Annotated in this window: 12 protein-coding genes; 6 read left to right on the top strand and 6 right to left on the bottom strand. The window is 68.4% G+C overall.

What is annotated here, in order from left to right:
- Positions 1-51 precede the first annotated feature (51 nt).
- Positions 52-1,386, top strand: coding sequence for a chloride channel protein (locus tag BLS50_RS18925; protein WP_069231100.1), 1,335 nt, complete (start codon positions 52-54; stop codon positions 1,384-1,386).
- Between the two features lie 159 nt (positions 1,387-1,545).
- Here BLS50_RS18925 and BLS50_RS18920 read toward each other — a convergent pair whose 3' ends face one another.
- From BLS50_RS18920 to BLS50_RS18900, 5 genes are all read right to left on the bottom strand, one after another.
- Positions 1,546-2,874, bottom strand: a complete 1,329-nt coding sequence (locus tag BLS50_RS18920) for an MFS transporter (RefSeq protein ID WP_074803417.1) — start codon at positions 2,872-2,874, stop codon at positions 1,546-1,548.
- Between the two features lie 222 nt (positions 2,875-3,096).
- Entirely contained in the window at positions 3,097-4,029 is a 933-nt protein-coding gene (locus BLS50_RS18915; RefSeq protein ID WP_006479084.1) for a beta-keto acid cleavage family enzyme, read from the bottom strand.
- A 35-nt stretch (positions 4,030-4,064) separates the two neighbouring features.
- The gene (locus BLS50_RS18910) at positions 4,065-4,871 is read right to left on the bottom strand and encodes an SDR family oxidoreductase (protein WP_074803414.1); all 807 of its coding nucleotides are present in this window, start codon (positions 4,869-4,871) and stop codon (positions 4,065-4,067) included.
- A 73-nt stretch (positions 4,872-4,944) separates the two neighbouring features.
- Positions 4,945-5,655 (bottom strand): GntR family transcriptional regulator, encoded by a 711-nt coding sequence (locus tag BLS50_RS18905; protein ID WP_023475709.1) that lies wholly within the window; start codon positions 5,653-5,655, stop codon positions 4,945-4,947.
- Positions 5,656-6,008: 353 nt separating this feature from the next.
- Positions 6,009-6,800 carry an IclR family transcriptional regulator gene (locus BLS50_RS18900; protein ID WP_074803411.1) on the bottom strand — a complete coding sequence of 264 codons (792 nt, stop codon included), beginning with the start codon at positions 6,798-6,800 and terminating at the stop codon, positions 6,009-6,011.
- A 160-nt stretch (positions 6,801-6,960) separates the two neighbouring features.
- Between BLS50_RS18900 and BLS50_RS18895 the strand changes: the two genes are divergently transcribed.
- From BLS50_RS18895 to BLS50_RS18875, 5 genes are all read left to right on the top strand, one after another.
- Positions 6,961-7,737 (top strand): ABC transporter substrate-binding protein, encoded by a 777-nt coding sequence (locus BLS50_RS18895; RefSeq protein WP_011547750.1) that lies wholly within the window; start codon positions 6,961-6,963, stop codon positions 7,735-7,737.
- Between the two features lie 88 nt (positions 7,738-7,825).
- Entirely contained in the window at positions 7,826-8,482 is a 657-nt protein-coding gene (locus tag BLS50_RS18890; RefSeq protein ID WP_053524442.1) for an amino acid ABC transporter permease, read from the top strand.
- The gene (locus tag BLS50_RS18885; RefSeq protein ID WP_006479077.1) at positions 8,479-9,234 is read left to right on the top strand and encodes an amino acid ABC transporter ATP-binding protein; all 756 of its coding nucleotides are present in this window, start codon (positions 8,479-8,481) and stop codon (positions 9,232-9,234) included. Before BLS50_RS18890 ends, BLS50_RS18885 begins: the two co-directional genes overlap by 4 nt.
- Positions 9,231-10,538, top strand: coding sequence for an NAD(P)/FAD-dependent oxidoreductase (locus BLS50_RS18880; protein ID WP_074803408.1), 1,308 nt, complete (start codon positions 9,231-9,233; stop codon positions 10,536-10,538). The genes BLS50_RS18885 and BLS50_RS18880 overlap by 4 nt, the downstream gene beginning before the upstream one ends.
- A gap of 78 nt (positions 10,539-10,616) precedes the next feature.
- The gene (locus BLS50_RS18875) at positions 10,617-11,348 is read left to right on the top strand and encodes a class I SAM-dependent methyltransferase (RefSeq protein WP_074803404.1); all 732 of its coding nucleotides are present in this window, start codon (positions 10,617-10,619) and stop codon (positions 11,346-11,348) included.
- Positions 11,349-11,372: 24 nt separating this feature from the next.
- Here BLS50_RS18875 and BLS50_RS18870 read toward each other — a convergent pair whose 3' ends face one another.
- Positions 11,373-12,794: a cytochrome-c peroxidase gene (locus BLS50_RS18870; RefSeq protein WP_074803401.1), complete on the bottom strand. Its 1,422-nt coding sequence runs from the start codon at positions 12,792-12,794 to the stop codon at positions 11,373-11,375.
- Between the last annotated feature and the right edge of the window lie 62 nt (positions 12,795-12,856).

Genomic DNA, 12,856 nt, shown 5'->3' with positions numbered 1-12,856 from the left:
TGGCGGCGTGCAGGGTGCGCGCCGCCTTTTCGATCCTCGTTCGCCGACCCCATGCGCCTCGATCTTCCATCCGCTCCCGCCGCTTCCTCGCCACCCGTCAGCCCGTTCGCGCGCATGGCCGTCGTCACGGTCCTGACCGGAATCGGCGCGGGTCTCGGCGGCATGCTGCTCGCGTTGCTGCTGCATGCGATCCAGCACCTCGCGTACGGCTACAGCATCGCGCACGTGATCGGGTCCGAGAGCTTCCTCAGTGGCGTGACCGGCGCCGAACCACTGCGTCGGCTGGCGGTACTGACCGTCTGCGGGATCGTCGCCGGCGGCGGCTGGTGGGCGCTTTACCGGTATGGCCGGCCGCTCGTCAGCATCCGTCGCGCGGTGCGCGCGGCCGATCCGCGGATGCCGTTCGTCAGTACGACGGTTCATGCGCTGCTGCAGATCGTCACCGTCGCGCTCGGCTCGCCACTCGGCCGCGAAGTCGCGCCGCGCGAGATCGGCTCGCTGCTCGCCGGGCGGTTCGCGCATGCGGCGCGACTCACGCCCGACGATTGCCGGCTGATGGTCGCATGCGGCGCCGGTGCGGGGCTCGCGGCCGTCTACAACGTGCCGCTCGGCGGCGCGATCTTCGTGCTCGAGGTGCTGCTCGGCACGTTCGACATGCGTGCGCTGATCGTGGCGGTCGTGACGTCCGCGATCGCGGCGATCGTCGCGTGGCTCGGCCTCGGCAATGAGCACCAGTACACGGTGCCCGCGTTCGTGCTGAGCACGCCGCTGGTCGCATGGTCGATCGTCTGCGGGCCGCTGTTCGGCTTCGCCGCGTACGGTTTCGTGCGGCTCACGACCCGCGCGCGGGCGAACGCGCCGAAGGACTGGCGGCTGCCGGTGTTCGCGCTGCTCAATTTCGCGGTGATCGGCGTGCTCTCGATGGGGTTTCCGCAATTGCTCGGCAACGGCAAGGGGCCGGCATCGCTGGGCTTCGACGGCACGCTGACGATCGGCCTCGCGGCGGTGCTGCTCGTGCTGAAGGTGCTGATCGAGGCAGGCAGCCTGCGGGCCGGCGCGGAAGGCGGGCTGCTGACGCCGGGCCTCGCGAACGGCGCGCTGCTCGGGGTCGTGCTCGGTGGACTGTGGAGCATCGTGTGGCCGGGCGCATCGCTCGGCGGATGCGCGCTGATCGGCGCGACCGCGTTTCTCGCCGCGTCGATGCAGATGCCGATCACGGCCGTCGTGCTGCTGCTCGAATTCACGCGCGCGAATCACGACTGCCTCGTGCCGATGCTGCTTGCCGTGGCCGGTTCGCTCGTTGCGTACCGGTTCGCGCAGCGGGTGGCGGAGCGGCGGTCGAGCAAGGTGGCGACCGCGAGCACGCCGGCGACGGTGGCGCGTTGATTCGCCGATCCGTCGAGATTCGCGACCCGCGTGGCGACACGCATATCGCCTCATCAAGTGCCCACCCGATCGTCGCGAGCACGTATCTGTTCTGATCGAATGTCGCGAGCTGCGGACCGGGTGAGGCCCGCATCCTTGCCGCTCGAATCACATCCGCCGTCAGCCGCGCGACCGCACGTCGGCGTGCTCGTGCCCGTGCCGCAACGCGAGGCTCGCGAACGCCGCGACGACGAGTGCGGCCGCCAGCAGCGTCAGCCCGTTCTTCGCATTGCCGGTCGCCTGTTCGATCGCGCCGACGACGGTCGGTCCGACGAAGCCGCCGAGCAACCCGCACGTATTCACGAGCCCGAGCCCGCCGGCCAGCGCGCTGCCGGCGAGCCGCGACGCCGGAAACGTGAACACGATCGACTGCACGACGAAGAACATCGATGCCGCGACGCACACGCAGAGCAGCCCCGCCAGCGGCGACGCATGCGCGGCGCCGACCATCCCGGCGGCCATGACCACCAGCCCCGCGCACAGCATCCGGCGCGAATGACGCGACTCGCGGGCGAAGCGCGGCAGCGTCCCGGCGCCCAGCGCGGCGGCGAGCCAGGGCAGCGACGTCAGCAACCCGACCGCGACCGGCGAGAGGCGCCCCGACGCGCCGATGATGCCCGGCAGGAAGAAGATCACCGTGTAGATGGTCAACTGGTGGCAGAAGTACACGAAGATCGCGAGCCAGATCTGCGGATCGCGCAGTGCGGCGCCGAACGCATGGCCGCCGTGCGCGGCGACGGCCGCGTCCTGTTCGGCGGCCAGCTTGCGCTCGAGCGCGCGGCCGGTTTCCGGGGCGAGCCACGGCGCGGCGCTCGGACGGTCCGGCAATCGCGTCCACACGACGAACGCGAGCAGGATCGCCGGAATGCCTTCGACGACGAACAGCCATTGCCAGCCGTGAAAGCCGAGCGTGCCGTCGAGCTCGATCAGCGCGCCGGCCAGCGGCCCGCCGACGATGTTGGCGATGCACACGCCGAGCAGGAAATAGCCGGTGGCGCGCGCACGTTCCTCGCGGCCGAACCAGTACGTCAGATACAGCATCACGCCGGGAAACAGGCCGGCTTCGGCCACGCCGAGCAGCAGGCGCATCACGTAGAACGACGTCTCGCCGCGAACGAACGCCATCGCGACCGACAGCGCGCCCCACGTGATCATGATCCGCGTGATCCAGAAGCGCGCGCCGACGCGATGCATGATCAGGTTGCTCGGGATTTCGAACAGCGCGTAGGTGAGAAAGAACAGCCCCGCGCCGAGCCCGTACGCGGCCGATGAGATGCCGAGATCGACGCCCATCGAGTGTTTGGCGAACGCGATGTTGGTGCGGTCGAGAAAGCTGATCACGTAGGCGGCGATCAGCAGCGGCATGAGTTTGCGGAACAGCAGCCGGTTCAGCGACGCGTTCGCGTCGCCGGCGGCGGAAGACAATGCCTGAGCGTGATGAGTGGACATGCAGACGACTCCGGTAAGAGCGAACCGGCGCGCACGGCAAGCACGGCGCGCCGCGTTCGGCAAATGCCGCTGCGATGCAGGCAGCGGATGGGCAGTCGACGGAGCCGCGCCGGCGGCGCTCGCATGGAGCGGGGCGATCAAGGGCGTCCTGGCGCCGGCCGGCTCGGGCCGGCGCCTTGTCACTGCGCTTGCGGGTTCTGGTGTTGGGGTGCTACCCGGCGATCAGAAATTCACCGCGTCGCCGCCCTTGAGTGCGAGCATCGCGCGCGCCTCGGCCGGCGTCGCGATCTCGAGCGACAGGCCTTCGAGCACCTGGCGCATTTTCAGGACTTGCGCGGCGCTCGATTCCGCGAGCTTGCCGGGCGCGATCCACAGCGAATCCTCGAGCCCGACGCGCACGTTCGCGCCTTGCGCGGCGCCGATCGTCGCGAGCGGAATCTGGTTGCGCCCGGCGCCGAGGATCGACCACACGTAATCGCTGCCGAACAGGCGGTCGGCCGTCCGGCGCATGTGCATCAAATCCTCCGGGTGCGCGCCGATCCCGCCGAGCAGGCCGAACACGCTTTGTACGAAGAACGGCGGCTTCGCGAGCCCGCGGTCGACGAAGTGCGCGAGGTTGTACAGGTGCGAGATGTCGTAGCACTCGAATTCGAACCGCGTGCCGTTCGCGCCGCAGCGCGTGAGGATCGTCTCGATGTCCGCGAACGTGTTCTTGAACACGAGATCGCGGCTTTTCTCGAGATGTTCGCGCTCCCACGGATGCTTCAGCTCGCGAAAGCGCTCGAGCATCGGGTACAGCCCGAAGTTCATCGAGCCCATGTTCAACGACGCGACCTCGGGCTGGAAATGCAGCGCCGGCTGCAGCCGTTCGTCGACCGTCATGTGCGGGCTGCCGCCCGACGTGAGGTTGATCACCGCGTCGGTCCGCGCCTTGATACGCGGCAGGAATTCGGCGAACACGGCCGGGTCCTGCGTCGGCTTGCCGTCGGACGGGTTGCGTGCGTGCAGGTGCAGGATCGCCGCGCCGGCCTGCGCGGCCGCGACCGCGGCCGTTTCGATTTCGTGCGGCGTCACGGGCAGGTACGGCGACATCGACGGCGTATGGATCGCGCCGGTCGGCGCACAGGTGATGATGACTTTGCGAGCGTTTGCCACGGATGGATTCCTTTCGATGAACGATGCAGGAGGCGTCAGAGCACTTCGACGTTGCCGCAGACGGAGATCGCCTGCCCGGTGATCCCGTGCCCACCCGGCGAACACAGGAACAGCGCGGTCGCGGCGATCTCGGCCGGATCGGTCATGCGCCGCAGCGAGATCTTCTCGAGATAGCGCTGCTCCATTTCGTCGTAGCCGATGCCGAGCTGCTGCGCGCGCGCCTCGATCACGCGGCGCATCCGCGGGCCGCGCACGATGCCGGGCTGGATCGCGTTCACGCGGATGCCGAGCGGCCCCAGTTCGATCGCAAGGCTTTTCACGAGGCCGACCACCGCCCATTTGGTGGCCGCATACGGCGTGCGGAACGCGTAGCCGAGCCGGCCGGCGACCGACGACAGCGCGATGATCGCGCCGCCGTGTTTCGACTCGCGCAGCAGCGGCACCGCGCGGCGTGCGAACTGGAATTGCGCGTTCAGGTTGATCGCGACGGTCTGCTCCCACTGCACGGGGTCGATTTCGTCGATGCCGCCGGTCGGGCCGGCGATGCCCGCATTGTTCACCAGCACGTCGAGGCCGCCTAGCCGGGTCGACACGTCGGCGAACACGCGCTCGACGGCGGCCGGGTCGGACACGTCGGCCAGCGTCGCGCTGATCGCGCCGGTCGCGGCGCGCGGCGGCCGGTCGGCGAGCGCCGCGATCGCGGCTTGCGACGCATCGCACACGTGCACGCGCGCGCCGCATTCGGCGAACGCGTCGGCGATTTCGAAGCCGATGCCCGACGCGCCGCCGGTCACGAGGACGCGCAGGCCGTCATAGGGTTTCAGCAGGTCGGAAGCTGTCATGCCGGGTTGTCTCCATCGTTGATGTTGTGGAATGGCGGCCGCTCGCGTGTCGGGCGGCCGTGGCAGGCGGGCGCTACGGTTTCGCGTTCACGCTGCGCGGCGTCTGTTCGGCCCGCAGCGTCTCGGCGAGATCATGCGCGGCGCCGCCGATGTCGAGCGCGATGCCGGCCCGCACGCCCGCGCCGTCGCGCCGTTCGAGCGCATCGACGATCGCGCGGTGCGCATCCATCGAGCGCCGCATGTGCGGGATGTCGAGCGCGACCATGTTGAGGAACGGGCCGACGCGCATCCACAGGTTCTCGACGATCGCGAGCGTGTTTTCGCTGGCGCCGTGCGCGTAGATCGCGCTGTGGAACGCGAAATTGCTTTGCAGGTAGGCGCGCGAGCGGCCGGCCTCGGCGTGTGCCTGCATCGTCTCGCAGGTCTTGCGCACGGCCGCGATCTGCGCGTCGGTCATCCGGGCGCACGCGCGTTCGGCGATGCAGCCTTCGAGCGCGATGCGCACGTCGCGGAGTTCGTCGAGCATGTCGAGCGTCATCGGCGGGACGACGAGCGCGCGATTCGGGCCGTCGACCAGCGCGCGTTCGGCGCGCAGTCGCGTGAGGGCGGCCCGCACGGGCATCGTCGACGAGCCGACCGCCTCGGCGACGCTGCGCAGGCTCAGCGCCTGGCCGGGCGCGAAACGGCCGCTCATCAGCGCTTCGCGCAGTTGCTGATAGACCTTGTCGGCCATCGTTTCCTGTTCGATGACTTTCAGTGCGGGCGGGACGATGCGTGGCGGCAAGGCGGGGTTCTCCTGGGTTTGATCTGCGATCTGTGATCACACTGGCGATGTGCGAAGTTTTGACGATCGGCAGAGCCGAGTCAAGTCGAACGGGATCGGGGAAAACGAGGGGGAGGGGTGGCGAAGCGGGGGAAGATCGGCGGCTACGGTGGTCTTTCCGATCGAGACCTTTCCGTTTCGGACAGCAACCGGATGCAGTGCAAGTGTCGCCCGGGCTGGCGCACGGACGCGCTTCCGAAACTTCGAGGATCTGGGGCGTGATGCAGTGCGTGGCCGCCGCTTGCAAGCAGGAAGCTCGCATACGCAAGGGCGTTGACCGCGGCCCCCTGCGTTGCGCGACTGGATCGGCGACGCTATTCAAGCGTCCGGATCGAATTGCTGATCCCGCGCGCGCAGTCGATCACCGCCGGCGCGAGCTTGCGGCGCGCGTCACCGAACGTCCAGCGGCTCGTCGGCGCGACCACGTGCACGGCCGCGACCGGCTGCCCCTGACTGCCGAGCACGGGCGCGGCAATCGACATGTCGCCGATGAACAGTTCTTCCTGGTTGGTCGCGTAGCCTTCGCGCCGCGCGCCATCGAGCAACGCGACGAGATCGTCCAGCGCCGTGACCGTGCGCGGCGTGTGCGGCGTACGCGCCATGCCGTCGAGCCGTGCGCGTGCGTGATCCAGCGGCAACGCGCTCAGGAACGCGCGGCCGCTGCCGGTGCAGTACATCGGGATACGGCTGCCGATCGGCATGTGGATCGGCACGAACTTCGTCGACACGAAACGCGCGACGTACACCATTTCGTCGTCGTCCGGCTCGGTGAGGTTGGTGGTTTCGCCGGTCAGGTTCGTCAGCTCGGACAGGAACGGATTCGCGACGTCGATCAACGTATCGGCCGCGAGATAGTTGAAGCCGATCCGCATCACGTGCGGCGTGAGCTGATAACGCCGCGTGACCGGATGCTTGCGGATGTAGCCGAGCTTCTCGAGCGTATAGACCATCCGCTGCGCGGAGCTTTTCGTCATCCCCGCCGCGTCGGCCACTTCCGCCAGCGTCATCGTGCGCCGCTTCGCGCTGAACGCGCGCAGCACGTTGAGCCCTTTTTCCAGCGACTGGTTGAACAGCAGATCGTTTGCTTGGTCGGACGACGTTTCCATGGCGAGGGGCGAGATCGATTCGATATCGCATCATAGCGTATCGAATATCGATACGCAAAAATCTATTTGCGATGTTTTTGATTCGTTTTAAGATCAAGCCATCGTCGCAGTGTCGATCAGCGACCGGCCGGCGCACCGGATTATTCGAGAGGGAGTCACCATGGTTCCGTTCATCAAGCGGTTCGGCGCGCTGGCCGCCGGTTTCGTCACCTGTATCGCACTCTCCACGGCTTCGGCGAGCGCCGTTGCCGCCGAGCCCACGCTGAAGGTCGGCGCGACGGCCACCGGCGTGCCGTTCACGTTTCTCGACGTCAAGAGCAATTCGATCCAGGGGATGATGGTCGATGCGATCACCGCGGCCGGGAAGTCGGCCGGGTTTCGCGTCGACGTGCAGCAGACCGTGTTCTCGGCGCTGATCCCGTCGCTCACCACGCAGAAGATCGACATCATCTCGGCCGCGATGCTGAAGACGCCGGCGCGCCAGCAGGTCGTCGATTTCTCCGACACCGTCTACTCGTTCGGCGAAGGCCTGATCGTGAAGGCCGACGATCCAGGCCGCTATACGTCGATGGACGATTTCAAGGACCAGGTGGTCGGCGCGCAGGTCGGCACGGCATTCGTCGATGCGCTCAACAAGAAGGGCATTTTCAAGGAAGTCCGCACCTACGACTCGATCGCCGACATCATGCGCGACGTCGCGCTCGGGCGCATCAAGGCCGGCTTCGCCGACCAGCCGATCGTCGCGTACCAGATCGAGCACGGCGTCAATCGCCAGGTGCGGCTGGTGCCCGAATACCAGAGCGTCGTGAAGGGGCAGGTGTGCTTCATCGTGCGCAAGGGCGACAACGCGACGCTCGAACAGCTCAACGGCGCGATCCGCAAGATGAAGAGCGACGGCACGCTGCAGCAGATCCTGCAGAAGTGGCACATGAGCTGAGCGTCGGCGCTCGATTGCCGACCGGCATCGCCCGCGCGTCGCGGGCATCCCCAGCGGTGTGCCGTTCGGACGTCGCATAGGAGACCTCATGTTTTTCCAGAACGCGATCGATTTCCTGCCGATTCTGCTGAAGGGCGCGGTGGTCACGATCGAGATCACCGCATGCGCGTTCGTGCTCAGCTCGGTGCTCGGGCTGATCCTCGCGCTGTTGAAGGTGTCGCGCAATCGTGCCGTCGCGACGGCCGGCAGCACGATCATCAACGTAATCCGCGGGCTGCCGATCATCGTGCAGTTGTTCTACATGTACTTCGTGCTGCCCGATCTCGGCGTGCAGCTATCGGCGTTCCAGGCCGGCGTGCTCGGCCTCGGCATCGCGTATTCGGCGTATCAGGCCGAGAACTTCCGCGCCGGCATCGAGGCGATCGACCGCGGCCAGATCGAAGCCGCGCACGCGATCGGCATGCGCGGCCCGATGATCATGCGGCGCGTGGTGCTGCCGCAGGCGTTCCGCATCGCGCTGCCGCCGTACGGCAACACGCTGGTGATGCTGCTGAAGGATTCGTCGGTCGCGTCGACGATCACGGTCGCGGAAATCACGCGCGCCGGCCAGCTGATCGCATCGTCGACGTTCCAGAACATGAGCGTCTACACGCTCGTCGCGCTGCTGTATCTCGCGCTCGGCCTGCCGCTGATGTTCGCGGTGAACCGGCTCGGCAAGCGGCTCGCACTGAGGAGGGGCGCATGATCCGGATCGATTCCATCCATAAACGGTTTCAGCAGCACGCGGTGCTGAAGGGCGTGAGCCTCGACGTACAGCAGGGTGAAGTCGTGTGCCTGATCGGGCCGTCCGGTTCCGGCAAGTCGACCGTGCTGCGCTGTATCAACGGCTTCGAGACCTACGACGAAGGGTCGATCACGATCGACGGCGTGAAGGTCGACGCGCATTCGAAGCGGATTCACGAGCTGCGGATGCGGGTCGGCATGGTGTTCCAGCGCTTCAATCTGTTCGCGCACCGCACGGCGCTCGAGAACGTGATGGAAGGGCCGGTGCACGTGCGGCGCGTGCCGGCCGCGCAGGCGCGCGAACAGGCCCGCGCGCTGCTCGACAAGGTCGGCCTCGCGCACCGGATGAATGCGTATCCGTCCGAGCTGTCGGGCGGGCAGCAGCAGCGCGTCGCGATCGCACGCGCGCTCGCGATGGAGCCGCAGGCGATCCTGTTCGACGAGCCGACGTCGGCGCTCGACCCCGAACTCGTCGGCGAAGTGCTGGGCGTGATGCGCGGGCTGGCCCGCGACGGGATGACCATGGTGGTCGTCACGCACGAAATGGCATTCGCCCGCGAGGTGGCCGATCGCGTGTGCTTCCTGCACGACGGCACAATCTGCGAAAGCGGGCCGGCGCGCGCCGTGCTGACGCAGCCGAGCCATCCCCGCACGCAGGAATTCCTGCGTCGCCTGCTGGCGTCGGACGGCGCCGACCACCCGGATCGAACATGAGCGCAACGAATGCGGCACCCGGACGGCCCGACGAGTGGCCGGATTCGCTGTGGGCGGCGACCGCCGCGCCGGCACCCGATACGCCCGCGCTCGACGCATCGGTGTCGTGCGACGTGGCGATCGTCGGCGCCGGCTTCACGGGCCTGTCGACCGCACTGCATCTGGCCGAACGTGGCGTGAACGTCCGCGTGATCGATGGCGCGCAGCCGGGCTGGGGCGCATCGGGCCGCAACGGCGGGCAAGTGATTCCCGGGCTGAAATACGACCCCGACGAGCTGGTCCGCCGGTTCGGCGACGAGACCGGCGAGCGGCTTGCCGGCATCGTCGGCGGCGCGGCCGATACCGTGTTCGACCTGATCGCGCGGCACGGAATCGACTGCGATGCACGTCGCGAGGGCTGGATTCAACCCGCGCCGACCGCCGCGATGCTCGACACGGTTGCACGCCGTGCGCAGCAATGGGCGGCGCGCGGTGCGCCGGTCGACGTGCTCGGCCGAGACGACGTCGCGCGACGGCTCGGTACCCCAGCGTATGCGGGCGGCTGGATCGATCGCCGCGCGGGCAGCGTGCAGCCGCTCAGCTATACGCGCGGTCTCGTGCGGGCAGCTCAGGCCAGGGGGGCGGTCGTGCACGGGTCGACCCGCGCCGTCGGGCTGACACGTGCCGACGGCCGCTGGCGGGTCGCGACGTCGGGCGGCGCGACGCTGTCGGCCGAGCGCGTCGTGATCGCGACCAACGGCTACACGGACGGGCTGTGGCCCGGCTTGCGCCAGTCGGTGATCGCCGCGAACAGTTTCATCGTCGCGACGGAGCCGCTCGCGCCGGCGCTCGGCCGCGACATCCTCGCCGGCGGCGAGGTCGCATCGGATGCGCGGCGTCTGCTGCTGTACTTTCGCCGTGACGCGGCCGGCCGCCTGCTGATGGGCGGCCGCGGCCCGTTCGCCGAACCGCGCGCGCCGAGCGACTGGCGCCATCTCGAACGCGCGACGACGCTGCTGTATCCGCAACTGAAGGGCGTCCGGTTCGAATACCGCTGGGCGGGGCGCGTCGCGATCACCGCGGATTTCCTGCCGCACGTGCACGAGCCCGCGCCGGGCATGACGATCGCGCTCGGCTACAACGGCCGCGGCATCGCGATGGCGACGACGCTCGGCAAGCATCTGGCCGCGCATCTGTCGGGCGATGCGCAATTGCCGCTGCCGTTCCGCGTCACGCCGATCCGGCCCATTCCGTTGCACGGGCTGCAGCGCTTCTATATCGCGGCCGGGGTCGCGTGGTATCGGTTGCTCGACAGCCTGTCCTGACCTACCTGTGACGGCAGTCGCCATCCGTCGTCCGATCGGGCAGAATCGGCCTGCCCAGTTTCGACCGACGGATACCGCATGACCGAACCGAACGAATCGCCCGGCCGCCGCGCTTACGCGAGCTTCGCGCAACGCTATGCGGACCTCGCGCCGACGAAGGCGCACAACGCGCTCTACGAGCGGCCGGCATCCATGGCGCTGCTCGGCGACGTCGCGGGCCTGACGGTGCTCGACGCCGGCTGCGGGCCCGGCATCTGCAGTGCGCATCTCGCCGGTCACGGCGCGACCGTGCAGGCGTTCGACGTGACGCCGGAGATGGTTGCGCTCGCAAGGACGCGTTGCGCGGGCCTGCCGGTCGACGTCAGGGAAGGCGACCTGGAGGCGCCGCTCGCGTGGCTGCCCGACGCGTTGGTCGACAAGGTGCTGTGCTCGCTCGCGCTCGACTACGTGCGCGATCTCGCACCGACGCTGCGCGAATTCCGGCGCGTCGCGCGGCCGGGCGGAACGCTGGTGTTCTCGATGGCGCATCCGATGCGCGACTGGATGGACGAACGCACGCGCGGCGACGGTACGTATTTCGACACGTCCCGCTTCGGTTTCCACTGGTCGGGGTTCGGCGAGCCGAAGCCGTACGTCGAAGCGTGGCGGCGGCCGCTCGCCGACATCCTGAACGCGGTCGCCGACGGCGGCTGGCGGTTCGAGCGCTTCGTCGAGCCGATGCCGCTGCCGGAGATGAAAGCCGTATCCGAACGGCTCCATGCGGAGCTGTCGCTGGCGCCGGCCTTCCTGTGCATCCGCGCGCGCTGCTGATCCGGCGCGGCGCCCGGCCGGCGCTCAGTGCTGCGCCGGGGCATCCGTCAGCGTGCCGAGGAACGCTTCGATATCCTTGATGTCCTGCGCCGTCATCGCGGGTTTGTCGCCCGGCTTGCGATCGAACGGCGCATCGGTCACGTCGACGTTCGCGCGATATTTCGGCGGAATGTCGTCGTATTCGTCGACCTTGCCGTCCGCGCCGCGCGAATAGAACTTCTGCGGCGAGATGCTGCGCTCGTTGTAGAACGCCATGACCTGGTCGAGCGTGTGGAATACGCCGTTGTGGAAGAACACGTGGCGTGTCGCCGAATTACGCAGCGTCGGCGTCAGGAACATCCCGCAATACTGCGTCTGGTCCTTCAGGTCGTCGCGGAACGGCCCGCACACGCCGAGATCGTAGAACGCCGGGTTGCGGTTCTGCGCGAGCGCCCGGTTGCGCGGCGCGCCGAGCGCCTCGTACTGGTAATCGGTAAACATCGGCGGCAGCCCGTCCTTGCCGGGTTTCGACAGGTGGCAGCCCGCGCAATTCGCCTTGTCCGGATCGTTGAACAGGCGCAGCCCGCGCAGTTCGGCCTGCGTGAGGCGCGCGCGGCCTTCGAGCCAGCGGTCGTACTTGCTGTCGTACGGATGGAACGACGGATCCTCGACCTGATAGCGCGCGATCGCGAACATCGCTTCCGACACCGCGAGCTGCGGCGTGGAGAACACGCGCGCGCCGAACAACTGCTCGAATTGCGCGCGATGCGACGACTGCGCGAGCTTGCGTGCGACGTCGTCGACGCTCGCATTCGCCATCTCGACCGGATTCAGCAGCGGGCCGAACGCCTGTTGCTGCAGCGTATCGGCGCGGCCGTCCCAGAACATCCCGCCTTGCGGCACGAGCTGCGGCGCGGCCGACGTGCCGGCCACCTTCTGCGCCTTGACGACGCCGGCCGCCGCCGTAGCCTGTTGCGCGACGCTCGGCGCCGCGTCGTTTTCACCGGCATCGGGGCCGATGCTGAAATTCGGCTGGCGGTACAGGTACATCAGCGACGGCGGCGGACGATAGCCCTGCTGCGTCATCGCGAGGCCGCCCGGTTGCACGTCGAGCGCATTCGGTGGGCCATACGCGTGATCGGGGCTGTGGCACGACGCGCACGACTGCTTGCCCGATGCGGACAGCGACGGATCGTGGAACAGCGCGCGCCCGAGCTGCGCGACCGCCGACAGCGGCTGCGCGGCGGGCCGCTGCAGCACGACCGGATGCGGATTCGCGCCGGTCCAGTCGGCGACCACGGTGCCGATCGCCGCCGGCACCCGGGCGGGAAACGCGATCGCGAACGCGCCATAGCCGATCACGGCCGCGCCTAGCACGAACGCCACGCGGCGCAGCAGGCGGGAAGGGGCGCGCGGCGCGGGCGTGCCGGAGGCGTCGGGGGACGGAAAGGCGGGGCGAGCTGTCATGCTGTCGGTCGAAAATCGGGCATCGCACGAAGCGACGCGTTAAATGGAAACGGCCGGCGCGT

The sequence above is a fragment of the Burkholderia orbicola genome (genome assembly GCF_900100915.1).
Taxonomy (GTDB): Bacteria; Pseudomonadota; Gammaproteobacteria; order Burkholderiales; family Burkholderiaceae; genus Burkholderia; species Burkholderia orbicola.
Note: the sequence above shows the minus strand (reverse complement) of the source record. Positions and strands in the feature narration are given on the sequence as shown.

What these genes read in the sequence shown, in the direction of transcription:
- BLS50_RS18925 (WP_069231100.1), top strand. Translation starts at nt 52, where the DNA reads ATGCGCCTCGATCTTCCATCCGCTCCCGCCGCTTCCTCGCCACCCGTC.
- BLS50_RS18920 (WP_074803417.1), bottom strand. Translation starts at nt 2,874, where the DNA reads ATGTCCACTCATCACGCTCAGGCATTGTCTTCCGCCGCCGGCGACGCG.
- BLS50_RS18910 (WP_074803414.1), bottom strand. Translation starts at nt 4,871, where the DNA reads ATGACAGCTTCCGACCTGCTGAAACCCTATGACGGCCTGCGCGTCCTC.
- BLS50_RS18900 (WP_074803411.1), bottom strand. Translation starts at nt 6,800, where the DNA reads ATGGAAACGTCGTCCGACCAAGCAAACGATCTGCTGTTCAACCAGTCG.
- BLS50_RS18895 (WP_011547750.1), top strand. Translation starts at nt 6,961, where the DNA reads ATGGTTCCGTTCATCAAGCGGTTCGGCGCGCTGGCCGCCGGTTTCGTC.
- BLS50_RS18890 (WP_053524442.1), top strand. Translation starts at nt 7,826, where the DNA reads ATGTTTTTCCAGAACGCGATCGATTTCCTGCCGATTCTGCTGAAGGGC.
- BLS50_RS18885 (WP_006479077.1), top strand. Translation starts at nt 8,479, where the DNA reads ATGATCCGGATCGATTCCATCCATAAACGGTTTCAGCAGCACGCGGTG.
- BLS50_RS18880 (WP_074803408.1), top strand. Translation starts at nt 9,231, where the DNA reads ATGAGCGCAACGAATGCGGCACCCGGACGGCCCGACGAGTGGCCGGAT.
- BLS50_RS18875 (WP_074803404.1), top strand. Translation starts at nt 10,617, where the DNA reads ATGACCGAACCGAACGAATCGCCCGGCCGCCGCGCTTACGCGAGCTTC.
- BLS50_RS18870 (WP_074803401.1), bottom strand. Translation starts at nt 12,794, where the DNA reads ATGACAGCTCGCCCCGCCTTTCCGTCCCCCGACGCCTCCGGCACGCCC.